Source organism: Pseudolabrys sp. Root1462 (assembly GCF_001426945.1).
Classification (GTDB): Bacteria; Pseudomonadota; Alphaproteobacteria; order Rhizobiales; family Xanthobacteraceae; genus Pseudolabrys.
Genome location: NZ_LMFS01000001.1, coordinates 3,274,996 through 3,299,935 on the forward strand (window position 1 = coordinate 3,274,996; position 24,940 = coordinate 3,299,935).

At 63.9% G+C, this 24,940-nt stretch carries 18 protein-coding genes; 5 read left to right on the forward strand and 13 right to left on the reverse strand.

Going from position 1 to position 24,940, the window contains the following annotated elements:
- Nucleotides 1–8: 8 nt before the first annotated feature.
- On the reverse strand, nt 9–1,793 hold the full coding sequence (locus tag ASD45_RS15860) for a DUF459 domain-containing protein (protein ID WP_056912366.1): 1,785 nt from the start codon (nt 1,791–1,793) through the stop codon (nt 9–11).
- Nucleotides 1,794–1,888: 95 nt separating this feature from the next.
- A complete protein-coding gene (locus tag ASD45_RS15865; RefSeq protein ID WP_244485405.1) occupies nt 1,889–3,214 on the reverse strand; it encodes a lytic murein transglycosylase in 1,326 nt (441 codons plus the stop codon).
- A gap of 180 nt (nt 3,215–3,394) precedes the next feature.
- On the opposite strand from ASD45_RS15865, the gene galU reads away from it, so the two are divergent.
- The 5 genes from galU (at nt 3,395) to ASD45_RS15890 (ending at nt 8,644) form a co-directional block, all read left to right on the forward strand.
- Complete coding sequence (gene galU / locus ASD45_RS15870; protein ID WP_056912368.1) at nt 3,395–4,276, forward strand: UTP--glucose-1-phosphate uridylyltransferase GalU; 882 nt, start codon at nt 3,395–3,397, stop codon at nt 4,274–4,276.
- Between the two features lie 165 nt (nt 4,277–4,441).
- Complete coding sequence (locus ASD45_RS15875; RefSeq protein ID WP_348271232.1) at nt 4,442–5,521, forward strand: ABC transporter ATP-binding protein; 1,080 nt, start codon at nt 4,442–4,444, stop codon at nt 5,519–5,521.
- Between the two features lie 12 nt (nt 5,522–5,533).
- On the forward strand, nt 5,534–6,817 hold the full coding sequence (locus ASD45_RS15880) for an ABC transporter substrate-binding protein (RefSeq protein ID WP_056912370.1): 1,284 nt from the start codon (nt 5,534–5,536) through the stop codon (nt 6,815–6,817).
- Between the two features lie 128 nt (nt 6,818–6,945).
- Nucleotides 6,946–7,827 (forward strand): sugar ABC transporter permease, encoded by an 882-nt coding sequence (locus ASD45_RS15885; protein ID WP_056912371.1) that lies wholly within the window; start codon nt 6,946–6,948, stop codon nt 7,825–7,827.
- Nucleotides 7,828–7,831: 4 nt separating this feature from the next.
- A complete protein-coding gene (locus ASD45_RS15890; protein WP_056912372.1) occupies nt 7,832–8,644 on the forward strand; it encodes a carbohydrate ABC transporter permease in 813 nt (270 codons plus the stop codon).
- A gap of 50 nt (nt 8,645–8,694) precedes the next feature.
- Here ASD45_RS15890 and ASD45_RS15895 read toward each other — a convergent pair whose 3' ends face one another.
- The 11 genes from ASD45_RS15895 to ASD45_RS15945 all read right to left on the reverse strand — a co-directional run bounded on the left by ASD45_RS15895 (nt 8,695) and on the right by ASD45_RS15945 (nt 24,798).
- Nucleotides 8,695–10,368: an outer membrane beta-barrel protein gene (locus ASD45_RS15895; protein WP_156380886.1), complete on the reverse strand. Its 1,674-nt coding sequence runs from the start codon at nt 10,366–10,368 to the stop codon at nt 8,695–8,697.
- A 133-nt stretch (nt 10,369–10,501) separates the two neighbouring features.
- Nucleotides 10,502–11,539 (reverse strand): ferrochelatase, encoded by a 1,038-nt coding sequence (gene hemH, locus ASD45_RS15900; protein WP_056912374.1) that lies wholly within the window; start codon nt 11,537–11,539, stop codon nt 10,502–10,504.
- A gap of 50 nt (nt 11,540–11,589) precedes the next feature.
- Nucleotides 11,590–12,822, reverse strand: coding sequence for an AMP-binding protein (locus ASD45_RS15905; protein ID WP_056912375.1), 1,233 nt, complete (start codon nt 12,820–12,822; stop codon nt 11,590–11,592).
- A 47-nt stretch (nt 12,823–12,869) separates the two neighbouring features.
- Nucleotides 12,870–13,709 (reverse strand): ABC transporter ATP-binding protein, encoded by an 840-nt coding sequence (locus ASD45_RS15910; protein WP_056912376.1) that lies wholly within the window; start codon nt 13,707–13,709, stop codon nt 12,870–12,872.
- Nucleotides 13,710–13,840: 131 nt separating this feature from the next.
- Nucleotides 13,841–15,175: an ABC transporter substrate-binding protein gene (locus ASD45_RS15915; RefSeq protein WP_056912377.1), complete on the reverse strand. Its 1,335-nt coding sequence runs from the start codon at nt 15,173–15,175 to the stop codon at nt 13,841–13,843.
- Nucleotides 15,176–15,257: 82 nt separating this feature from the next.
- Nucleotides 15,258–16,334 carry a branched-chain amino acid ABC transporter permease gene (locus tag ASD45_RS15920; protein ID WP_056912378.1) on the reverse strand — a complete coding sequence of 359 codons (1,077 nt, stop codon included), beginning with the start codon at nt 16,332–16,334 and terminating at the stop codon, nt 15,258–15,260.
- Between the two features lie 83 nt (nt 16,335–16,417).
- Entirely contained in the window at nt 16,418–17,401 is a 984-nt protein-coding gene (locus ASD45_RS15925; RefSeq protein WP_200949681.1) for a branched-chain amino acid ABC transporter permease, read from the reverse strand.
- 10 nt (nt 17,402–17,411) lie between these two features.
- Nucleotides 17,412–18,215: an ABC transporter ATP-binding protein gene (locus tag ASD45_RS15930; protein ID WP_056912379.1), complete on the reverse strand. Its 804-nt coding sequence runs from the start codon at nt 18,213–18,215 to the stop codon at nt 17,412–17,414.
- Entirely contained in the window at nt 18,212–20,185 is a 1,974-nt protein-coding gene (locus tag ASD45_RS15935) for an AMP-binding protein (RefSeq protein WP_056912380.1), read from the reverse strand. Before ASD45_RS15935 ends, ASD45_RS15930 begins: the two co-directional genes overlap by 4 nt.
- A gap of 356 nt (nt 20,186–20,541) precedes the next feature.
- Complete coding sequence (locus ASD45_RS15940; protein WP_056912381.1) at nt 20,542–21,216, reverse strand: Crp/Fnr family transcriptional regulator; 675 nt, start codon at nt 21,214–21,216, stop codon at nt 20,542–20,544.
- 99 nt (nt 21,217–21,315) lie between these two features.
- Entirely contained in the window at nt 21,316–24,798 is a 3,483-nt protein-coding gene (locus tag ASD45_RS15945) for an indolepyruvate ferredoxin oxidoreductase family protein (protein ID WP_056912382.1), read from the reverse strand.
- Nucleotides 24,799–24,940: the final 142 nt, after the last annotated feature.

The window sequence follows — 24,940 nt, forward strand, 5'->3', positions numbered from 1 at the left end:
GCGGACCCTTACCGCATGAAGCCGAACGGGCCGTTGCGGCCGAACAGGCCGTCATCGCCGCGGCGCGGCGGCGGCTGTTGCGCGATGCCCTGCGGCGGGCGAGGCGCGCGTGGATCGGCGGCCTGCGGTTGACGCGGCTGCGGACGGACCTCAGCGGCGCGCGGCTTCGGCTCAGGCTTCGCCTCGACTGGCTTGGCTTCGGACGATGGTTCAGGCCTCGCAACCGAAATCGGCGCGGCCTCGGGCTTCGCCGCGACCGGCGGTGGTGCGGCCACGACTGGAGGGGAGACCGCGGGCGTCGCCGGCGCTGAGAGAGAAGTTTGCGGCGAGATCGCAGCGGCGGGTTTGGCGGCCGGCGCTTCAACTTTCGGGCGCTCGCTGCCGGGCGGCCAGATGAAATCGTCAGCCCTGCCAGGTGCCGGCGAAATCGCATCGCCTTTCATCAGGACGGCGGTTGCCGAAGCGTCGGCACGTCCGCCGCCGCTGCCGGCGAGTTCGTCATTGTTGCCGCTGATCGTCGTCAAGGGCACGACCGGACCGGCGAGCGGCCGTACCGCCGACTTGCCGTCCGCCGGCATCGCCGGGGTCGGTCCCATTGGCAGCGCGATCGGACCGCGGTTCGCCATCGTGCGGCGGATCTCGCGCTCGACGTAATGCGCCAGTTTGCGCGCCCCATATTTGGTGAAATAGACGCCGTCGGCCGAGCGCAGGCGACGCATCTGGCCTTCATAATCCGGGCCAAAGGTTGTGAACTTGCCGCCTTCGTCGACGAAGCCGTCCCAGACATCGACATACACCGCTCCGGCTTTTTCGGCCCGCGCGCGATAAAGATCGTTGAGGTAGCTCACATCCGCGGTCGACTTGGTGCCGCGGATCGACGGCAGGCCGACCCAGAATACGGGCACACCCTTGCTCTTCAGCGCGGCGATCGTCTCGTCGATGCGGTGCGAATAGACTTTCGCCCATTCGTCCGTGCGGAACTCGATCACGGCGTTACCGCCCCGCTTGTCCGAACGCTTCGGCTCCGGCGCAATGATCGCCTGTTCAGTGTCGGTCTTGGCCTGATCGGTTTGAGCCTGATTGCCTTTGGCCTGATCCGCATTGGGCTGCGCCGATTTGGCAGCATCAGTCTTGGCAGCGTCCGTCTTTGCGGCGTCAGCCTTAGCAGCCTCGGTCTTGGCGGCGTCAGCCTTGGCCTGCTGTTCGGCTTCCTTGGCGACATCCTTCTCGCGCAGGTTCTGGCGATCGCCGACACCAATCATCATCACCACATAGCTCGCCTTTTCGTTGGCGAGCAGATCACGCGCGACGTGCCACCAGTCGAGATCGTTCTTGGCGTCGTAGCGCAGCAGACCGGAGTACGGCTTGTTCTTGCGGACGATCCCGATCTCCGGCGCGTCGGCGAATGCGTCTTCGAGACCGTAAGCGAGCCAATCGGCCATGCTGTCGCCAAGCACGACGATGTTCGTCGTCGGCTCTTGGTCGGGCTTGCTGTCCTTGCGCGCGGCAGGCGCCCGCGACGTTTCGGCCGGCGCCTCTCGTTGCTGATACTGGTGTTGGTATGGATTCGGAATCTCGCGCTCCTCGCGCGAGCGGCCGCCGCCGAAAAGGTTGTCGAAGAAACCGCCGCTGCGCTGGCGCGGCCGGGACAACGACGGATAGCGTTGATCGAAGAATTGCGCCGCCGCCGGGGTCACCGGGGCGAAAGCCGGAACGCCAAAGGTCGCACATTCGGCCAGGACCAGAACGGCCAGCCCGAAACGCCAGTGCTTCAGCCCACTTTTGCGCGCCATGGTGCGGTCCAACGCCGGTATCGGGGCCCTTCGGCCGGCCCCGGAGCATGGGTCAATAGCACGCCAAAAATGTCAACTCGAAGGTCTGGGGCTGGTTAGCGGCCGGTCCGCAGCCGCTCCAGCATGCCGGCCGACGCGAAGCCGTCCGGGACGCGGCCGATCCGGATCTGGAAATCCCGCAGCGCGTCGCGCGTCTTCGGGCCCATGCGGCCATCCGGCTCGCCGACGTCGAAGCCGTGCTGGGAAAGCAGTTGTTGCAGTTCCAGCCGCTCGGCCCGGCTCAGTACCCGCTCATAGCGAGGCCAGTCCTGGACGAACGGCCCGCCGCCACGAAGTCTGTCCGCGAGATGTCCGATGGCGAGCGCATAGGCCTCGGAGGGGTTGTAGCGCATGATCACCCGGAAATTGGCCAGCATCAGAAAGCCGGGACCCTGCACGCCGGCCGGCACCAACAGAAACGCACGATCGTCCGGCCGAGGGAACGCGACCCCGCCCGCCCGCACGATCCCATGCCGCTCCCAGTCGCGGATCGTCATGGAGTGGTCGCGGCCGGCCAGCGTGAAATCGAGATTGGCCGGTACTACAACTTCGTAGCCCCAGGTCTCGCCGGTCTGCCAACCGGCCTTCTTCAGGTTGTTCGCGGTGGAGGCGATCAAATCCGGCATCGAGTCGATGACGTCGCGGCGGCCGTCGTGATCGGCATCGACCGCGTAGCGCTTGAACGCCGTCGGCATGAACTGCGTCGGCCCGAACGCGCCGGCCCAGGAGCCGACGAACTTGTCCAGCTTGACGTCGCCGCGATGCAGGATGTCGAGCGCGGCAATGAACTCATCGCGGAAGTAGCGTTGCCGGCGGCCGATGCAGGCGAGCGTCGCCGTCGAGCGCAGCACCGGCCGGTTGCCGGCAAGCGCGCCATAATCCGTCTCGACGCCCCAGATCGCCGCGATGGTGTAGCGATCGACGCCGTAGGTGCGCTCGGCTTCGTCGAACAGCTTGTCGTACTTCGCCAGAATGGCGCGGCCCTTGGCGATGCGGTCGTCGTTGACGAGGACGTCCAGGTAGTCCCACACCGCCTTAGTGAACTCGGGCTGGCTGTCGAGCAGATCCATGATCCGCAGGTCGGGCGCGAGATGCGCCGTCAGGCGCTCGAAGCTGGCGCGCGACACGCCGCGGCGCGCAGCCAGCGGCCACAGCTTTTCGATGCAGGTGGGAAAATTCGCCGCCGCCGTCTGAATGGCCGCCGCCGTCATCAGCGGATTGCCGGAGGCGCCGTCCTCGCCGCTCCAGCCGGGGCGAGCGTTGGGCATGCGCGCCGAGACTGGAATGGCGCCGGTCCGATCGCCGTCGTTGCCGGCTGACGCCGCAGCAGCAGCGCTCAAGGCCAGAAAACCGGCCAGGAACACCTGCCGGGTGCTTCGCATTGAAATGCGGTTCAGTCTCCTTGCCATGCCCTATGGGAGCCGGAATACCGTTTCGACGAGGTTAACAATCCAGAAGAGTGTCTCATTCCGGACCAGTTGGACACAACTGGACGTTTCCGGAGGGCCATGCTTTTTAGTCGCACCCCTTGGTTCCCCTCCCTTCAGCGAGTTCCTGCCTTTATGAAACCTGTCCGCAAAGCCATTTTCCCTGTCGCCGGTCTGGGAACCCGGTTCCTTCCCGCCACCAAGGCGATGCCGAAGGAGATGCTCCCCGTCGTCGACAGGCCGCTGATCCAGCACGTCGTGGACGAGGCGCATGAAGCCGGGATCGAGCACTGCATCTTCATCACCGGCCGCAACAAGAACATCATCGAAGACCACTTCGACCGCCAATTCGAACTCGAGGTGACGCTGATCGAGCGTGGCAAGAACGCCGATCTCGAACTGCTCAAGGACGACCTGCCGGAAGCCGGCGGCACCAGCTTCACCCGTCAACAATCGCCGCTCGGTCTCGGTCACGCGGTGTGGTGCGCGCGCGATCTCGTCGGCGATGAGCCGTTCGCGGTAATCCTGCCCGACGTGCTGGTGAAGAATCCGAAGGGCTGCCTCGCGCAGATGATGGAAGCGGCCAGGGATCTCGACGACAAGGCCAACATCATCGCCGTCGAAGAAGTGCCGATGGATCGCATCCACATGTACGGCGTGGTCGGCGTCGGCAAGACCAAGGGCAAGGCCTTCGAGGTCACCCAGATGGTCGAGAAGCCGAAGGCCAAGGACGCGCCATCCAACCTGTCGATCACCGGCCGCTACATCCTGCAGCCGGAACTGTTCGAAGTGCTGAGCAGCCAGGCCGCCGGCGCCGGCGGTGAAATCCAGCTGACGGACGCGATGCTCACGCTGGCCAAGTCGCAGCCATTCTACGGCTTCAAGTTCGACGGCCGCAGCTACGATTGTGGCTCCAAGATCGGCTTCCTGACCGCGAATGTCGCCTACGGCCTCGACCGCGAGGACCTCGCCCAGGAATTCCGCAGCGAGATCGAGCGCATCCTTAGCGGCAAGTAACGCCGGCCTCTTCGTCCCGGTTGCGCTGCATTTGCACAGGGTCCGGTTCCCTTATTGACGGGGAGCCGGACTGTCGCAAGACTGTCATGTCGCATTGTTATCCGCACTCGGGACAGGCCGCCGGGCCGATGGGACGATGTCGTGCACAGCGTTGAAGTCCGCTCCGTGACGAAAAGCTGGGGCGTGACGACCGCCGTGGCCGACGTCTCTTTTGCCGTCAAACAAGGCCATCTGACCGTCCTGCTCGGGCCTTCGGGCTGCGGCAAGTCGACGATGCTGCGCATGATCGCCGGCCTAGAAGAACCGACTTCGGGCACCATCGAAATCGGCGGTCGCGATGTCAGCGGATTGACCGGCGCGGCGCGCGGCGTCGCCATGGTGTTTCAGTCCTACGCGCTGTTTCCGCATCTCAGCGTCGCCGACAACATCTCGTTCGGCCTGTCGGTGCGCGGCGCGCCGAAGGCGGAGATCGCGGCGCGGCTTGCCAAGGTCGCCGGCGTACTTGGCCTCGAAGCCTTGCTCGCGCGCAAGCCGGCGCAATTGTCCGGCGGCCAGCAACAGCGCGTCGCGCTCGGCCGCGCGCTGATCGCCGAGGCGCCCGTCTGTCTGCTCGACGAGCCGCTGTCGAACCTCGATGCGCAACTGCGCCAGGATCTGCGCCGTGAAATCCGCGGACTGCAGCAGCGCCTCGGCATCACCATGATCTATGTGACGCACGACCAGACCGAGGCGATGAGCATGGCCGACGAGGTCATCCTGATGCGCGCCGGACGGATCGAGCAGCAAGGCGAACCGGCCGATCTCTACGACCGTCCGGCCACGCTGTTCACCGCGCGCTTCATCGGCGGCGCGCCGATGAGCTTCCTCGACCTCGATGACGGCCGCGACGGCGCCGTGATCGCCGGCACGATGGCGCCGGTCCTGTTCGCCGGCCCCGGCAAGGGCCGCGTGCTGGGCCTGCGTCCGGAAGACGTCACGGTGGATAGCGGCGCCGCGCCGGGCAGTATTCATGCCGTTGTCATGGCGGTCGAATACCTCGGCGGCGAAGCGCTGGTCACCTGCAGGATCGGCGAACGGCCGATCCTCGCCCGGGTGCGGGGCAAGGACGTGCCGGCGGTCGGCGCCGCCGTCGGCGTGCATTGGCAGCCTTCTGCCGCGCACATCTTCGAGGCGAGCAGCGGCCGTCGCGTCGCTGCTGAATTCAGCTCGGTCGTCCGGCCGAAGCTTCAAACCGTCTCACACTAGGGGAGCACTGCCATGAAGGTTCTGGCTCGCATTGCCACGGCGACAGCCGTCGCGCTGGCGCTTGGCGTCTCAGTCGCCTCGGCGACCGAAATCACTTTCTATTATCCGATCGCGGTCGGCGGCCCGATCACCAAGATCGTCGACGGCTACGTCGATGCCTTCCAGAAGAAGCATCCCGAAATCACCGTGAAGCCGGTCTATACCGGCAGCTACCAGGACTCGATCGTCAAGGCGATGACAGCGGCGAAGGCCGGCAACCCGCCGGACATGGCGGTGCTTCTGTCCACCGACATGTTCACGCTGATCGACAACGAGATCATCGAGCCAGTCGATACGATCGCCAACTCGGATGCCGACAAGACGTGGCTCAAATCTTTCTATCCGGCGTTCATGGAAAACAGCCAGGCTCAAGGCCACACCTGGGGCATTCCGTTCCAGCGCTCGACGATCGTGCAGTACTGGAACAAGGATGCCTTCAAGGCCGCCGGTCTCGACCCGGAAAAGGCGCCGGCGACCTGGGAAGAGATGGTCTCGTTCGGCAAGAAGCTGATCAAGAAGGATGCCTCCGGCAACGTGACGCAGTGGGGTGTCGAGATCCCCTCTTCCGGTTTCCCGTACTGGCTGTTCCAGGCACTGACGACGCAGAACGGCGCCATCCTCGCCAACCAGGACGGCACCAAGGTCGCCTATAACGATCCGAAGGTGGTGGAAGCGGCGCAATTTTTCGCCGACCTCAGCATGAAGGACGAAGTGATGCCGAAGGGCATCATCGACTGGGGCACCACGCCGAAGGACTTCTTCGAAGGCAAGACCGCGGTGATGTGGACCACCACCGGCAACCTGACCAACGTCAAGGCCAACGCCAAATTCGCCTTTGGCGTCGCGCCGATGCCGAAGAAGGTGCGCGGCGGCTCGCCGACCGGCGGCGGCAACATCTATATCTTTAAAACCAAGGACAAGGCCAAGCAGGCGGCGGCGATCGAATTCGCCCGCTTCCTGACGACGCCCGAACTTGCCGCCGACTGGGGCATCGCCACCGGCTATGTCGCGACGCGTCCGGATGCCTGGGAAACGCCGGCGATGAAGAAATACGCCAGTGAATTCCCGCCGGCGATCGTCGCCCGCGACCAGCTCAAGGAAGCGGTGGCGGAACTGTCGACGCATGACAATCAGCGCGTCACCAAGGCGCTGAACGACGCCCTGCAGGCGATCCTGACGGGCGGCAAGCCGGCCAAGGCCGCGCTCGATCAGGCGCAAGCCGAAGCGACCCGCATCCTCGGGCCGTTCCAAAACTAAGTCATGCAATTGATACTCCGCTCGTCCCCACGAAAGCGGGGACCCAGCGCGGCGATGGCAAACACAGCCAAAGCACTGGATTCCCGCCTCCGCGGGAATGAGCGGAGATCGATGACCGGTCCGGATAAATGACGAAAGGACGGTTGAACATCCACGTGCAGGGCTGGTTGCTCGCCCTGCCTGCCGTGGTGTTGCTGGCCGCTTTCACCCATATCCCGGCGATCAAGACCGTCATCGACAGTTTCTTCTCGACCCCGCATGGCGCGCGCCCGTCGCGTTTCATTGGTTTGACGCACTATCATTCGCTGGTCGCCGATCCGATCTTCTGGCGCGCGCTGACCAACAATCTGTTGTACGCACTGATCACGGTGCCGCTGGCGATCGCGTTTGCGCTTCTCATGGCCCTGTGGGTGAACGGCAAGATCAGCGGCCGCGCTGGCCTGCGGCTCGCTTTCTTTACGCCGACCATCCTGCCGATGGTGGCCGCGGCCAATATCTGGCTGTTCTTCTACACACAGGACTACGGGCTGCTGAACAAGATCGGCCGCACCTTGGGCTTCGCCAGCGTCAACTGGCTGGGCGATCCGGCAACGGCACTGCCGTCGCTGATGGCGGTGACGATCTGGAAGGAGGCCGGATTCTTCATGATTTTCTATCTGGCAGCGCTGCAGCAGGTGCCGCCCGATCTCTATGAAGCCGCGCGCATGGAGAACGCCAGCCGCTGGCAGGTATTCCGCCGCATCACCTGGCCGATGGTGATGCCGACCACGCTGTTCGTCGGCATCAACGCCCTGATCAACGCCTTCCGTGTTGTCGATCAGGTCATCGCCATGACTGGCGGCGGACCCGACAACGCGACGACGCTGCTTCTGTTCTACATCTATCAGGTCGCGTTCTCGTTCTGGGATCTCGGCTATGCCGCGGCGCTGTCGGCCGTGCTGCTGACCGCGCTCGCCGCCGTGGCGCTGGCGCAATTCTTCCTGCTCGATCGCAAGATTCACTATCGGTGAGGCGATGAAGGCGAACCGCATCAATTCGCTCTCGACGATCGCGGCCTGGGCCTTCGCGCTGCTCTGGGCGCTGCCGCTGCTCTATGCGCTGTGGGCGGCGTTTCACCCGGCGGCCTATGCCACGCGCTTCGAGATCACCGCACCGCTGACCTTCGATAATTTCAGGCACGCCTGGGTCGCGGCGCCGTTTCCGCGCTACTTCCTCAATACCGTGATGCTGGTGCTCGGCATCATGCTGGCGCAATTCGTCATCTGTACGCTGGCGGCATTCGGGCTGGCGCGCTGGAAATTCTACGGCGCCGACGTGCTGTTCGCGCTGATCCTGATCCAGCTCATGGTGACGCCGGACGTCCTCATTCTCGAAAACTACCGGACGCTGCAAAGGCTCGACCTGATCGACACGCTGACCGGCGTCGGCATTCCCTATGTGGCCTCGGCCTTCGGCATCTTCCTGTTGCGGCAGGCGTTCAAGACGATTCCGAAGGAACTCGACGACGCCGCCCGCATGGAAGGCGCCAGCACGCTGCAGACGATCTGGCGCGTTTATCTGCCGCTCGCCAAGCCGATCTATGTCGCCTATGGCCTGGTCTCGGTGAGCTACCACTGGAACAACTTCCTGTGGCCGCTGATCGTCACCAATTCGGTGGAGACGCGGCCGCTCACCGTCGGCCTGCAGACCTTCGCCTCGGTCGATCAGGGCATCGACTGGTCGGTGATCTGCGCCGCGGCTCTGATGACTTCGGCGCCGCTGATGATCGCCTTGCTGGTGTTCCAGCGCGCCTTCATCCAAAGCTTCGTCCGCGCCGGAATTCGCTAGCGTATGGCCCGAAAAGTCCCCCGGATTTCGGATTAGGTCATGCGCAAATATTACTGTTGCAAGCGCAGGCCGAGGAGAAAACTGGTCTCGTTGAAATTGTTGCCGGTGACATTCGAGCGCAGCCAGTCCTGGCGCAGTTCGCCCCTCACCTGCGCCCAGCGGCTGAGCTTGTAGGTCAGCCCGAGCGCGATCATGTAGCGATCGTCGTCGCGATCCGAGCCCTTGTAATCGTCGTTGCCGTAACCGACCTTGACGGTGCCGATCAGCCAGCGGCGAAAGGCGTGGTCGTACTGCAGCTTGATGTCACGCGACAGCACACCGGAGACGCCCGCCACTGCCGATTCCTGGACGCCCGACTCCGCCGTGAGCTTGACGGTGTTGAGTGCGTCGGCATTCCAGATCAGCGACGCGTTGCCGACGACGCCGCTGAGCTTGTCGAGCCGCGGGTCGTCATAAGTGCGCTGCGTGTAGCCGATGCCGGTCTCACCGGTGAGCGCGCGGCTCATCTCGAAGGTCGAGCCGACCAGCACCGTCCAGCCCTTGGAATTGCGCTGGTAGCCGGAAGAGTCGGTGGCCAGGTCGTGCTTGCGCGTATCGACGCCGCCTTCGACATAAGGCGTGACGCCGGGCCGCAGTTCGTAGCCGCCGCGCAGCTTGACGCCGTATTGATCGTAGTTGCGGTCCTCATTGCTCAGCGTCGATCCATCGGTGAGTTTGGAGTCCTGATACGCCATCCGCTCGACATCGCCCTTGAGCGAGACGTCGAAGCGATTGAATTTGTGGCCGACGCCCGCGGAGCCGCCGAAGGTCGTGTAGATCGGCAGCTTGGCGAGGCCGGCCTGCAGATTCGGGCTGCCGGGATTGTCGGTGCCGACCAGCAAGCGGCCGCCGAGGTCGATGCGGGTCGCCCGCGTGACATCGACGCGGCCGTCGATCCTGCCGTTGACGTTTGGGCGGCTCAGCGTCGGATCGCTGTCGGGCGAATAGCCGGTGTAGCTGCCGCGCAGGTCGGCCTTCAGTTCATGGCGCGACCAGTTCGATTGCGCGCGCAACTCCGGTTGCACGGAATAAAGCGAGGCGCCCTTGGCGTTCGCGCTCTGGCCGGGATTGGTGTCGTAGCCGCCGATCAGCTCGACCGCGGGATAGAGCGCGAAGCCGCCGGCATGAACACCGTGCTGCGCATAGGGATCGTCGTCTTCCTCGCGCTTGCGCTTCTTCGGCGGCTTGCGGATCGGCCCGATCTCGACAGGCGGCGCGCCGTTGGTCGAGGCCATCGCGCTCTTGGCCGCAGAAGAATTGACGGCTGTGGTGTTGCCCGCCGAAGGGATCGGCATTTGATAGGGCGAGATCGCGACGGGCGGCGGCTGATCCGGCGATGTCGCCTGCGCCCGCGCCGCGACGCCCGGCTTTTTCGCCGCCAGCGCCCGCGCCTTGGCCTTGGCGTTCCGACTGTTGGTCGAGTCGAAGCCCGTCTCGCCGGCGGCCGACGGCGGCTCGGTGAAGGTCGGCGTCTGGTTGAGTTGCGCCTGCTGCTGCGGTCCGAATTTCTGGAAGGTTTGCGGCTTGCGCGGAATGGCGGCTTTCGGCGCGAACGGATCGACCGAATCCGGCGTCACGATCTGGCCGAACGCGGTACCGCAGCCGAGCGCGATCACGCAGGCGGCCGTCATCAGGCCGACCAGCGGGCGCAAGCCGGTGGATATCGCACGGCGGGAGCGCAACACGTCCAGACGCAGGCCTCCTGGAGCCGGCCGTAACGGGAGCGCGCACGCGCACCCGCCCGCGGAGCCGGCGGGAAGTGGTTAACGGACGTTAAAGCGCTATGGTTAACGAGGTGTTGAGACGCCGGGCTGCGGGTTAAACCCAGCCCTGCAACTCGCGGGCGACGACGTCGCGGATCACGGCCATGCCCTCGGACGAGTCGTTGAGGCAGGGAATGGCCGCGAAGTTCTCGCCGCCATGTTCCTTGAAGATGCCGGCGTTCTCCATGGCGATCTCCTCCAGCGTCTCCAGGCAGTCCGACGAGAAGCCCGGCGTGATGATGGCGAGGTTCTTGACGCCCTTCTTGGCCAGCGCCTCGACCGTCTTGTCGGTGTAGGGCTTGAGCCACTCGGCCGGGCCGAAGCGCGACTGGAACGTCAGCATCAGTTGCTGCTCGTCCATGTTCAGCCGCGCGCGCAACAGCCGCGCGGTCTTGTGACACTGGCAGTAATACGGATCGCCCTTGCGCAAATACTCCTCGGGCATGCCGTGGAACGAGGCGAGGATGACATCCGGCTTGAACGGCAGCTTCGCCAGCGACGCCTGCAGCGATGTCGCCAGCGCGTCGATGTAGACCGGGTTGTCGAAGTAAGCCGGCGCGATGCGCACCGCCGGCTGCCAGCGCATCTGCATCAGCGCCTCGAACGCCTTGTCGGCGACGGTGGCGGTCGTCGCGGCGGCGTATTGCGGATAGAGCGGCACGATCAGGATGCGGTCGCAGCCTTGCGCCTGCAGCGCATCGAGCCGCGACTTGATCGACGGATTGCCGTAGCGCATGGCCCAGTCGAAAATGACGCGCGTATCGCCGCTCATGTCGGCGGCAAGCTTGTCGGACTGCGAGCGCGTGATCGTCTTGAGGAAAGACTCGTTGCGCTCCTTGTTCCAGATCTTGTCGTAGTCCCTGCCCTTCCGCGCCGGCCGGAAGGTGAGAATGATGAGGTTGAGCACCAGCCACCACTTGATCCGGTTTTCCTCGATGACACGGCGGTCGGAGAGGAACTCGCCGAGATAGCGGCGCATCGACCAGTAGTCGGTGGCATCCGGCGTGCCGAGATTGACCAGCAGGACGCCGACGCGGCGCGGCGGTACCTTCGGGTGGTCCGGCGGCAGGTGGGGATTGGGGGCGTCGGTCATAGGTGGTTATGAGCGGCAAATGGCGGCTGCGGTCAAGCGGCCGGACCGCCCTAGCCGACCGGCCGCTCGTCGGCGATGACCTTGCCGTCATTGGGCAGCGAACCCGGCGGCATGAGCTGGACCTCGCCGCGCAGCTTGGTCACCGATTGCAGCGTCGTCGCGAGGGCGTCTGCCAGCGCGGCGTTCGTGCCGGCGACCTCCGCCATCAGCGTCATGGTATCCTGCTCGGCCGCGCGGCCGACCACCAGCCGCAGGCGCAATATCTCGGGATGGCGCGACCCGACCTCGGCAACCTGCCGCGGATGCACGAACATGCCCTTGACCTTCGCGGTCTGGTCGGCGCGGCCCATCCAGCCCTTGATGCGGCGGTTTGTCCGCCCGCAGGCTGATATTCCCGGCAGAATGGCGGACAGGTCTCCGGTGGCCAGCCGGATCATCGGGTAGTCCGGGTTGAACGAGGTGACCACGACCTCGCCCACTTCACCTTCCGTGACCGGATCGCCCGTCCCGGGGCGCACGATCTCGAGAAAGACGTGCTCGTTGACGATCATGCCGTCCATCGCTTCGCTTTCGTACGCGATGACGCCGAGTTCGGCGGTAGCGTAGCACTGCCGTGCCTGCACGCCGCGTGAGCGCAATTCCTCACGCAGCGAACCAGGCAACGCCGCACCGGATACCAGGCCGCGTTTGATCGAGGACGCATCCTTGCCGGTCTTCTGCGCGGTATCGAGCAGGATCTTGAGGAAGTCCGGCGTGCCGATATACGCTGACGGCCGGTAATGCGCGATCGCTTCGATCTGTTGTTCGGTATTGCCGACGCCGCCGGGAATGACGGCACAGCCAAGCTTGTGCGCGCCGGATTCAAGAATGAAGCCGCCCGGCGTCAGGTGATAGGCGAAGGAATTATGCACGATGTCGCCGTCGCGCATGCCGGCGGCGAAGCAGGCGCGTGCCGCGCCCCACCAGTCGTCGCCATGACCTTCCGGCTCGAAGATCGGACCCGGCGACATCAAGAGCCGCTTGGCCTTTCCTGGTGGCGTGACGTTGAGGCCGCCGAACGGCGGATGCTCCTTCTGCAGCGCAGCGATATCGGATTTGCGCAGCACCGGCAGTTTCGCCAGCGTCTCGCGCGACATGACCCACTTGGCATCGACGCCGGCGAGATGCTTCGCCCAGCCCGGTGCTTTCATCGCATGAGCGACGATGCCATGGAGTCCGGCGAACTGCTCGCGCTCGCGGAGCGTCGGCTCGCGGGTTTCGAGGGAGTCGTAATGGGAGGGCATGGATTGCTTCCTTCACCCTCCCCCATTGCGGGGAGGGTAAGAGAGGGTCACGTCAGCCACCGTTTCCGCCGGCGATAATGCTTGCCCTCGCGGAACGACTTGCGGCGGCCCTCGGAAATGCCGAGGTAGAATTCCTTGACGTCGGCGTTCTCGGACAGCGACTTGGCGTCACCATCCATCACCACGCGGCCGTTCTCGAGGATGTAGCCGTAATTGGCGTAGCGCAGCGCCATGTTGGTGTTCTGCTCGGCGAGCAGGAACGACACACCCTCTTTCGCATTCAGATCCTTCACGATCTCGAAGATTTCCTCGACGACCTGCGGCGCCAGCCCCATCGACGGTTCGTCGAGCAGGATCATCTTGGGCTTCGCCATCATCGCGCGCCCCACCGCGCACATCTGCTGTTCGCCGCCCGAGGTGTAGCCCGCCATCGAGCCTCGGCGCTCGCGCAGCCGAGGAAAGTAATCATAGACCAGCTCCATGTCACGCTTGATCGCGGCTTTGCCATCGCGGCGCGTGAACGCGCCGGTCAGCAGGTTCTCCTCAATCGAGAGATGGCCAAAGCAGTGGCGGCCCTCCATCACCTGGATACAGCCGCGCCGCACCAGGTCGTTCGGCGACATGTCCTGCACCTCGGCGCCGTCGAAGATGATCGAGCCCTTGGTGACGTCGCCGCGTTCGGCATGCAGCAGGTTGGAGATCGCCTTTAGCGTCGTGGTCTTGCCGGCGCCGTTGGCGCCAAGCAGGGCGACGATGCCGCCCCTGGCCACATCGAGCGACACGCCCTTCAGCACCAGGATGACGTGATCGTAGATCACCTCGATGTTGTTGACCGAGAGGATTTTCTCGGTCGCGATCGCGGGTGCTGTGTTTGCGGCGAGGGACATGGGATTTTTCCGAGAGGAGCCCTCATCCTGAGGCGGCGCGATAGCGCCGTCTCGAAGATGAGGGCGTTACTCAGTGGCCTCGTCCTTCGAGACACGCTGACGGCGCGGCTTAAGGACGAGGATCGGTCTTGTTACGACGCCTTGTCGCAGGCTTCGGTGCGCCTCGGCCAGCTACCGGCCTTGTCGGTGTACTCCTTGGCAGCCGCGTTCAGCAGCGGGCTGACCTTGTCCATGTTCGGCTTGATGTCGCCCGAGACCTTGACGTACTTCGAGCCGTCCCATTCCTGCATGTAAGTCGCGAAATGGCCGTTGTGGTCCGCGCAGGTCAGCTTGACCGGCCCTGCGAAGCCTTCAAGGCCCATCTCCTTGTAGCGCGCTGCATCGATATTGAGCGTTTCGAGACCGCGACGCATGTCCTCACCGGTGATGACCTTCTTGCCCGTGAGCTTCTGCGCGTTGCGGATGCCTTCGGCGATCAGCATCGAGTTGTAGATACCGCGGTTGTAGAGAACCTTGCCGATGTGGCTCTTGTCGGTCTGCGTCAGGTTCTTGTCGGTGACGAACTTCTTGATGTCGGCGATCGCCGGGAAGTTGTCACCCACGGCGTGCCAGTTGAGCGCCTTGAAACCCTTGCTTTGCGGGCCACCGGCCGCGGCGTCATCCTCGCTCGGCCACCAGATGGAGACGAACTTGTCCATCGGATAACCGATCTTGACGGCTTCCTTCACCGCAGTTGGCTGCAGCGCGCCCCAGCCATACATGACCATGTAATCCGGCCGGTCGCGGCGGACATTGAGCCACTGCGACGACTGGTTCTGCATTTCGGTCGCGGCAACGGGGTAGAGCTTGAGGTTGAAGCCGTAATCCTTCGCCATCTGTTCGAGCAGCGGGATCGGCTCCTTGCCGAAGCCGGCGTCGAGATAGATATAGCCGATGGTCTTGCCCTTCAGCTTATCCATGCCGCCTTCCTTGCCCCCGATATAAGTCAGGATCATCGAGGCGCCGTCCCAGTAAGTCGCCGGCGGGTTGAAGATCCATGGGAAGGTATCGCCGATCGCGGCTGCGGACAGGCCATAAGCCATCGACAGCACCGGGACCTTGTCGACGGAGGCACGCGGGATCAGCGGCAGCGTGATGCCGGTCGACCATGGATTGATGACCACCGGCTTCTTGTCCTTCACGGCCTCGTAGCATTCGAGGCCCTTCTTGGTGTCGTAACCGGTCTCGCATTCTTCGAGCGCCAGCTTGACCCCGCCGATGCCGCCGTCGCGCTGATTCAGCATCTCAAGGTAATCGCGCATGCCTTCCGCGATGTAGATGCCTGAACCCGAGAATGGACCGGTGCGGTAGGTGAACAGCGGCACATAGATCGACTCCTGCGCCGTCGCCGGTAGCGACGTTGCAACTGTGCCCGCCACGAGCGCAGCCGCGATCATTGTCGTCTTGACGTTCTTCAAGCCAAGCATGGCCTTTCTCTCCCTCTGGTTTCACGCCGTTTTTTATGGCGTGCCCGCCCGCAGGCGGATTTTTGGTTCTCAGTCTGCACTCTCAATATGGGAATGGCCAGACCCTCAGCTTCTGCTTGCCGATCTGCCAGAGACGGGCGAGGCCCGCCGGTTCGATAATCAGGAACAGGATGATCAGCGCGCCGACGGTCATGAAGGTCAGGTGTTCGACGGTGGCGGGCGTGATCTGCAGGCCGACCATGGCAACCACGCCTTTGAGAATGATCGGCATGCCGTAAATGAGCGCCGCTCCGAAGAACGAGCCGACAAGGCTGCCAAGACCGCCGATGATGACCATGAACAGGATGAAGAACGACTGATCGATGCCGAACACCGCCGGCTCGGCGCTGCCGTACCAGAAGAAAACCATCAGTGCGCCGGCGACGCCGCAGTAATAGGACGACACCGCAAAGGCCAGGAGCTTGGTCCGGTACAGACGGATGCCCATGAGCTCGGCCGCAAGGTCCATATCGCGCACCGCCATCCAGCTCCGGCCAATACGGCCATGCACCAGGTTGGACGCGATCACCGTGAGCAGGGTGACGACAGACAGAATGACGAGATAGCGCACTTCCGGCTGCGCCGTCGGCCCGGTTACCGGAATGCCGAGCAGCGTACGGGTCGGCACCTCGATGGCACCGGATGTGTTGTTGTTGACCAGCCACGGGATGCGCACGAAGGCCCAGTCCAGAAAGAACTGCGCGGACAACGTCGCAACCGCCAGATAGAACCCCTTGATGCGCAGCGACGGCAGACCGAACAGGATGCCGATGCCGCACGAGAAGAAGCCGGACACCAGAACCCAGATGATGATGTTCACGTCCGGGAAGACTGTCGTCAGCTTGTAACAGGCGAAGGCGCCGACACCCATGAAGCCACCCGTACCGAGCGACAGGAGGCCGGTGTAGCCGGTGAGGATGTTCAGACCGATCGCCGCCAGCGAGAACACCAGCAGCGGCACCATAACCGCGCTGATGAAGAAGTCGGAGCCGAACAGCGGCACGCCGACAAAGGCCGCGATGAGGATCACGGCAAGGCCAATGCGATCCTGGCGGATTGGAAAGATCGCCTGGTCGGCGACGTAGCTCGTTTTGAACTGGCCTGCCTCGCGGTAGAGCATATGTCAGATCACTTCCTCAGATGACATGAAGACCATTGATGGGGCCCTCCCCGGGAGACTCCGGATGTCGCTTCATCGTCCCCTCATATTCTCTCGATGATCTTTTCGCCGAACAGGCCTTGCGGCCGGTACAGCAGGAACAGAAGGGCAATGACGTAAGCCAGCCAGCTCTCGATGCCGGAGCCGAGCAGCGGACCCCAGTAGAACTCCCCGATTTTCTCGCCGACCCCGATGATCAGGCCACCGACGATAGCCCCCGGGATCGAGGTGAAGCCGCCGAGGATCAGCACTGGCAGCGCCTTCAACGCGATGATCTGCAACGAGAACGACACCTCGGAGCGCGCGCCCCACATGATGCCGGTGGTCAGCGCGACGACGCCGGCGGCGAACCAGACAATGACCCAGATCTGATTGAGCGAAATGCCGACCGAAAGCGCGGCCTTGTGACTGTCGGCGACGGCGCGCAATGCCCTGCCGATGCGGGTGCGCTGAAAGAAGAAGCTCAAGGCACCGACCATCACCGACACGATCAGCACCGCGGCAATGTCGATCTTTTGCATGCTGACGAAACCGCCGGCCATTTTGAACTCGACGGCACCACTCGGCAGATTGAGTTCGCCGGCGATCATCCGCTTCGGGTTGCCGCCGAATACGAACTCGCCGAAGCCGATGAGGAAATAGGTCAGCCCGAATGTCGCCATGAACAGGATGATGTCTGGCTGGTTGACCAGCGGGCGCAGCATCACGCGTTCAACGGCGAAGGCGAGACCGAACATCACCACCAGCGACAGCGCCAGCGCCAGATAGGCGGCGAGCCAGCCGGACGGCACGCCCCATTGCCGCAGCAGGTCGTAAATGCCGACCAAGGTCAGCGCCGCGAACACCACCATGATGCCTTGCGCGAAATTGAAGACACCCGACGCCTTGAAGATCAGCACGAAGCCAAGCGCGATCAGGGCATAGAGCATGCCGGCGACCAGACCTTCCCACAGCGTCTGCACCAGCAGATCCGGGGCGCCGCCCATCTGCATGAAGGGATCGATGAAGACTTTGTAGAGGATATCCATCATCCGACCTTCAATGCGACACGCCGAGATAAGCGTCGATCACCGCCTGGTTCTTCATCACCTCCGCCGGCGTGCCATCGGCGATCTTGAGGCCGTGATCGAGCACGACGACGCGATCGGACAGGTCCATGACCACGCCCATGTCGTGCTCGATCAGGGCGATCGTCGTGCCGTAGTAATCGTTGACGTCAAGGATGAAGCGCGACATGTCCTCCTTCTCTTCTAGGTTCATGCCGGCCATCGGCTCGTCGAGCAGCAGCAGTTCTGGCTCCATGGCGAGCGCACGGCCGAGTTCGACGCGCTTCTGCAGGCCGTAAGGCAGACGGCCGACCGGCGTGCGGCGGATCTCCTGGATCTTGAGGAAGTCGATGATCTCCTCGACGAAGTGCCGATGCTCGACCTCCTCCCGCATCGCCGGGCCGAAGCGGAGCAGGTGCCAGAACATCGAGCGCTTCATTTTCAGCGTGCGGCCGGCCATGATGTTGTCGAGCGCCGACATGCCGCGGAACAGCGCCACGTTCTGAAAGGTGCGGGCGATGCCGCCGGCGGCCGCCTCATAGGGCCGCATCTTGGCGCGGGTCCGGCCCTTGAAGGTGATGCGGCCCTGCTGCGGATGATAGAATCCGTTGATGACGTTGAGCATCGAGGTCTTGCCGGCGCCGTTCGGGCCGATGATGGCGCGGATCTCGCCCTGGCGGATGTCGAACGACACGCCGTTGATCGCCTTGACGCCGCCGAACGCCAGCGACACGTCCTCGACCGAGAGCAGCACGTCGCCCGTCCGGGACTTCGGCGTGTCGTCGGGGGCTCTCATGCCGCCTTCTCCATCGCCGGCGGCGACTCGATCTGCATGTCACGGATTTTGACGCGGGCGCTGAGCGTTCCCTTGCGGCCATCCTCGAAGGTGACTTCAGTCGAAATGTCGGCCTCGTGCGAGCCGTCGTAGAGCGCGTTGATCAGCGGGGCGTAGCGCTCGGCGACGAAGCCGCGGCGCACCTTCTGGGTGCGCGTCACCTCGCCGTCGTCGGCATCGAGTTCCTTGTGCAGGATAAGGAAGCGCTTGATCTGCGCCCCACGCATCATCTTGTCGGCGGCGAGCGACCTGTTCACTTCGGCGACGTTCTTCTGCAGCATGTCGTAGACTTGGGGATGGCCGGCCAGTTCCTGATAGGAGCCGTACACGACGTTGTTGCGCTCGGCCCAGGAGCCCACGGCCGTGAGGTCGATATTGAGCATCACCGTCACGAAGTCGCGCCCGTCGCCATAGGCCACCGCCTCGCGGATATTGGGGAAGAACTTGAGCTTGTTCTCGATGTATTTCGGCGCGAACAGCGTGCCGTCCTTGAGCTTGCCGACATCCTTGGCGCGGTCGATGATCTTGAGCTGGCCGGTCTTGTCGTCGAAGAAACCCGCATCGCCGGTCTTCACATAGCCGTCCGGTGTCATCACCTCGGCGGTCTTGGCCGCGTCCTTGAAATAGCCGGTGAACATGCCGGGCGACTTGAACAGCACTTCGCCGTTGTCGGCGATGCGGATGTCGACGTGCGGCGCCGCCGGCCCGACCGTGTCGGAATGGATGGCGCCGTCCGGCTGGCAGGTGACGTAAAGGAAGGCTTCGGTCTGGCCATAGAGCTGCTTCAGATTGAGGCCGATCGAGCGATAGAAGGCGAATAGGTCCGGCCCGATGGCCTCGCCCGCGGTGTAAGCCACGCGCACGCGCGAGAAGCCGAGCACGTTCTTGAGTGGTCCGTAAATCAGGACATTGCCGATGGCATAGAGGATGCGGCCCGTGAGCGGCACTTTCTCGCCGTTGAGGATGCGCTCGCCGTATTGCCGCGCCACGCCGATGAAATAGTGGAAGATCTTGCGCTTCAAGGCGCTGGCGTCTTCCATGCGGATCATCACGCGCGTCAGCAGCCCCTCCAGCGTGCGCGGCGGCGCAAAGTAGAAGCTCGGGCCGATCTCGCGCAGGTCGGCCATTGCGGTGTCGGCGTTTTCCGGGCACGCCATGCAGAAGCCCGCGACCAGGCCTTGCGCGAAATTGAGGTAGTGGTCGCCGACCCAGGCGAGCGGCAGGTAAGCGAGCGCGACATCGTTCTCGTCGAGATGATCGAATTTCACCGTATCAGTCGCGGCGGCGATCGAGCGCTCGCCCGACAGCACCACGCCCTTCGAGGCACCGGTCGTGCCGGAGGTGTAGAGAATGATCGAGGGATCCGACCCCTTGGTTACGGCGATTTCGTTATCGAGCCATTCGCCGAGCCTGGCATCGTCCGCCAGCGCCTTGCGTCCCTCGCCGATCAAGTCCTCCATCGCGCGAAGGCGGTTGTGATCGTAATCGCGCAGGCCGCGCGGCTCGTCGTAAAGCATCCATTCGAGCTTCGGCAGACGATCCTGCACCGAATGGATCTTGTCGATTTGCTCCTGATCCTCGACCGCGGCGAAACGCGCTTCGGCATGCGCCAGCACGAATGCCAATTCTTCGGCGACGGCATCGGCGTAAACCGGCACCGGTATGGCGCCGAGGCTCTGCGCCGCCAGGATCGACCAGTATAATTTCGGCCGGTTGGCGCCGATGATGGCGATGGTTTCGCCGCGCTTCAAACCGAGCCGCGACAGTCCGACTGCGTAGGCGCGGACGATCTCATTCGTCTCCGCCCAGGTCCAGCTCTGCCAGATGCCGAGATCCTTGTGGCGCATGGCAGGCCGCGTCCCGAAGTCGCGGGCATTGCGCAAAAGCAGCTTTGGAAACGTATCCGCGCGCGCGGCGGCCGAATTCGCCACAGCCGGTCCTCCCAAGAGCCGCGCGTTCAAGGTCGCGCCGGCCGCATTTCCCCTCGCCGCTCTTTCAGCGGCTCCGATCGCCATCGATATGAAAACACCGCCCGTTGCCGGTCAAGCCTTCGGCGTCCGGTAGTCGGCTGCGGCGGGTGCGTAACCCGTTCCGCTGCCTTGCGAAGTTCTCAGTTTCGACGTGCCTCTTTGCAGTGCAGTGTGGAGTGAAATGGCCTTGGGGCAACAGGCCGCTTGACAGACAAGACCCCGCCTTGTTGGCTATGTGAGCCGGGCTGTTGCCCTTTTCTATCGCGTCGCACCATTGGCGTGCACCGCCGCGGAACCGGCAAGCTCACATGACGTGTTCAGGCGCCGTAACGCGCAAGTCGTTCCGTAGCCAGAACGGTGATGCCGCCGTGCTCGATGCGCAGCAGACCCTTCTTCTCCAAAGTCTGCAAACTCTTGTTCGCCATCTGCCGCGACAATCCCGAGAGCAGGCCAACCTCCTCCTGCGAGATTTCCAGATGTGGCACCGGATCGTGATAGAGCACCGGATTGAACAGCCACGCGATGCTGCGCGCCAGCCGCGCCGTCGCATCGAGACTACGGTCGTATTCGACAAAGGCGATGAACTGGCCGAGACGCTCGTTGAGTTGGCGCACCAGAAAGCGATTAAAGCCGACGCTGTTCTCGTACAGCCAGACGAAGGTCGCGCGCTCCATCAGTGCCAGACGGGTGTCTCGCAGGGCGACCAGATCGTATTGACGGAGCTCGTTCTTGAGGACGCTGCCTTCGCCGAACCAGCCGCCAGTGCGCATGCCGGCCAACGTGATGGCTTTGCCCGACAGCGAAATCGCCGCGATCTTCAGCAATCCTTCCGAGACGCCGGTCCAGGCGTCGAAACGATCGCCGCGATGAAAAACATAGGCGCCCTTGGTGTACGACTTCTCGACGATGCCGCGCCGAGCGCGCTCGAATTCCGGCTCGGCCAGTTCATGCGACCAGAACGCGATGCGCCGCAGTTGATCGGCTGAAATCACGAGCGACGTCCTTAAGACCGCTGGCCCTCGGCCAGCGTCGCCCACAGTATGGCCTCGATCAGGGCATCAACCAAGCGCATGCGGCAGACTGCCACCGCACTATTCCGCTGCCTTGAGGAATGCTGCGGCACCGGAGCGGAACTGATCCCACAGGCCCTTCTCCTCGGCCCTGGCAACCTTGAGGCTGCGCGCCTTCACCGGACCGTACCCGCGGATCTTCTCTGGAATGGATGCGATCGCCACGGCGGCGGGATAGTTGGCCGGCGTCAGATCGGCGACAAGATCGTCAAGCTTGGCCAGGTATTCGCGCACCAGCGCGCGTTCCGTCTTGCGCTCTTCGGTATAGCCGAACGGATCGAGCGGCGTACCGCGCAGGAATTTGAATTTGGCCAGGACACCGAACGCCTTCAGCATCCAAGGGCCGAACGACATCTTCTTCGGTTCGCCGGTCGAAGGATCATGCTTGGCCAGAATCGGCGGCGCGAGATGGAATTCGAAGCGCAGATTGCCCGGCGCGAACTGACCCTTTACGCGCTCGATGAAGCCGGTGTCGGTGTACAGACGTGCGACTTCGTACTCGTCCTTGTAAGCCATCAGCTTGAACAGATAGCGCGCCACCGCTTCCGACAGCGCGGTTTGCCCGGCTGTCTTTGCGGCTTCGGCGGCTGCGACCTTGTCGACCGCGGCGCGATAGCGCGCGGCATAACCCGCGCTCTGATAAGCGGTCAGGAAGGCGACACGGCGATCGACGGTCTCGGCGAAACTTTGCGAGAACTTCAGCGAGTCATTGGCTTCGTCCGCCGGCGGCGCGACCAGCTTCTCGAGTGCGGCCGGATCGACCGCGGCGCGGCGGCCATAGCGGAAGGCCTGGATGTTCATCTTGACGGCTTCGCCGTTCATCTCGATCGCCTTTTCGACCGCTTCCGGCGACAGCGGCAGCGCGCCGTTCTGATAGGCGTAGCCGAGCATGAACATGTTGGCGCCGATCGAATTGCCGAGCAGCGCCGTGGCGAGCCGCGAGGCATCGATGAAGTGGCTGTTATCCTGACCCGCAGCGGCCGTAATTGCGCGTTTGAGCCGCTCGGTCGGCAGCGAAAAGTCGGCGTCGCGCGTAAAGTCACCGGGCAGGAATTCTGCGGTGTTGACGATCATCCGCGTGTTGCCCGGCTTGGCCGCGCTCAGCACCTTCTTGTTGCCGGCGACGACGATGTCGCCGCCCAGTACCAGATCGGCCTGGGCCGCGGCGACGCGGATTGCGTGGATATCGTCCGGGTTATTGGCGATGCGGATGTGGCTGTAGACCGCGCCGCCCTTTTGGGCGAGGCCGGCCATGTCGATGATGCCGACGCCCTTGCCTTCCAGATGCGCCGCCATGCCGAGGATGGCGCCGATGGTGACAATGCCGGTGCCGCCAACGCCGGTGACGATGATGCCGTACGGGTGATTGATGAGAGGCACTGAGGGCGACGGCAGCGTCGGCCAGTCGGCCGGCTCATGAATTGCATCGGCCTTCTTCGGCTTGGCGCCGTGCACCGTGACGAAGGACGGGCAGAAGCCCTTCACACAGGAGAAGTCCTTGTTGCAACTCGACTGGTCGATGGTGCGCTTGCGCCCCCATTCGGTGGCGAGCGGCTGCACGGTGACGCAGTTTGACTTCACGCCGCAATCGCCGCAGCCTTCGCAGACGAGATCGTTGATGACGACGCGCTTGTCCGGATCGGGGAAGGTGCCGCGCTTGCGGCGACGGCGCTTCTCGGCGGCGCAGGTCTGATCGTAGATCAGGACCGTGGTGCCCGGCACATCCGCCAGCTCTTTCTGCAGCAGGTCGAGTTCGTCGCGGTGATGCACCGTCAGACCTTTCGGCCACGGCGTGTCTTTCGGATATTTCCACGGCTCGTCGGATACGACGACGACGCGCTTGGCGCCTTCGGCCGCGACCTGCGCCGCGATTTGCGGCACGGTCAGGCCGCCTTCGTGGTGCTGGCCACCGGTCATCGCGACGGCGTCATTATAGAGAATCTTGTAGGTCATGTTCACGCCGGAGGCGATCGCGGCGCGAATGGCCAGGTAGCCGGAGTGATTGTAGGTGCCGTCGCCGAGGTTCTGGAACACGTGATCGCGTTTCGAGAACGGCGCCTCGCCGATCCAGTTGACACCCTCGCCGCCCATTTGCGTGAAGCCGAGCGTCTTGCGGTCCATCCACTGCGCCATGTAATGGCAGCCGATGCCGGCATAAGCGCGCGAGCCTTCCGGCACCCGCGTCGAGGTGTTGTGCGGGCAGCCTGAGCAGAAATACGGAATACGCAGCGCGACGTCGGTCGCCTCGGCGAGCGCGCGCTGTGCGCCCTTCAGCCGCGCGACATGCGCCGCGATCTCGTCATTGGCGCCCACGTGCTTGAGAATGCGCTCGCCGATGCAGATCGCGACATCGTTGGAATCGAGCGCGCCCTTGACCGGGAACAGCCAATTGCCGCTCTCGTCCTTCTTGCCGATGCAGATCGGCTGGCTCGGCATGCCGTAGAGTTCTTCGCGCACCTGCACTTCGATCAGCGAGCGCTTTTCCTCGACCACGATGACGAGGTCGAGACCGCGGGCGAACTCGACCAGCTCCTGGCGCGGGATCGGCCACGGACAGCCGATCTTGAACAAGCGGATGCCGAGGTCGTTGCACTTGATCTCGTCGATGCCGAGCTCATCGAAGGCCTGGCGCACGTCGAGATAGGACTTGCCGGTGGAGATGATGCCGATCTTCGGTGTGCGACCGCCGGTCGTGATCATCTTGTTGATCTTGTTGGCGTGCACGAAGGCGAGCATGGCGTCGCGCTTGTAGTCGTGCAGCCGCGCTTCCTGGCCAAGGATAGTGTCGGCCAAGCGGATGTTGAGCCCGCCTTCCGGCATCGGAAAATCGGTCGGCGTCACGATTTGCAGGCGCTCGAGGCTGCCGTCGATCACGCCGGTCGATTCGACGGTCTCGTGCATGCACTTGAGCGCGGCCCAGGCACCGGTGTAGCGCGACATCGCCCAGCCGAGTTGGGCGTAATCGACGATCTCCTGGACGCCGGCCGGGTTCAGGATCGGGATCATCACGTCCACGAAATGGAATTCGGACTGGTGGGCGGTGGTCGAGGATTCGGCGGTGTGGTCATCGCCCATCAGCGCCAGGACGCCGCCGTGCTTCGACGAGCCGGCAAGATTGGCGTGGCGGAAGACGTCGCCGGAGCGGTCGACGCCGGGGCCCTTGCCGTACCAGAGCCCGAACACGCCGTCGTGCCGGCCTTCGCCGCGTAATTCGGCCTGTTGCGTGCCCCACAGTGCGGTGGCGGCGAGTTCCTCGTTGAGGCCGGGCAGGAACTTGACGTCGGCGGCGGCGAGCTGCCGGCCGGCGCGCATGAACTGCTGGTCGAGGCCGCCGAGCGGTGAGCCACGATAGCCGGTCAGATAGCCTGCCGTGTTGAGACCGGCGCGGCGATCGCGCTCCTTCTGCATCAGGATGGCGCGGATTATGGCCTGATAGCCGGTGACCAGGACATGGGTCTGGTTCAGATCGTATTTGTCGTCGAGGCTGACCGGTCGGAGCGTCATTGAATAGCCTCCCGCCGGGCCCAGGGCCCACGCCACTTTATTGCCTGCACGAAACGATCCCAGCCTCGCCCGGTATTCATATAGGCACTTGATCGGCGAGGCAAAACCGGCCGGAAAAGCCTACCCCCCGAAAATTGCGGGT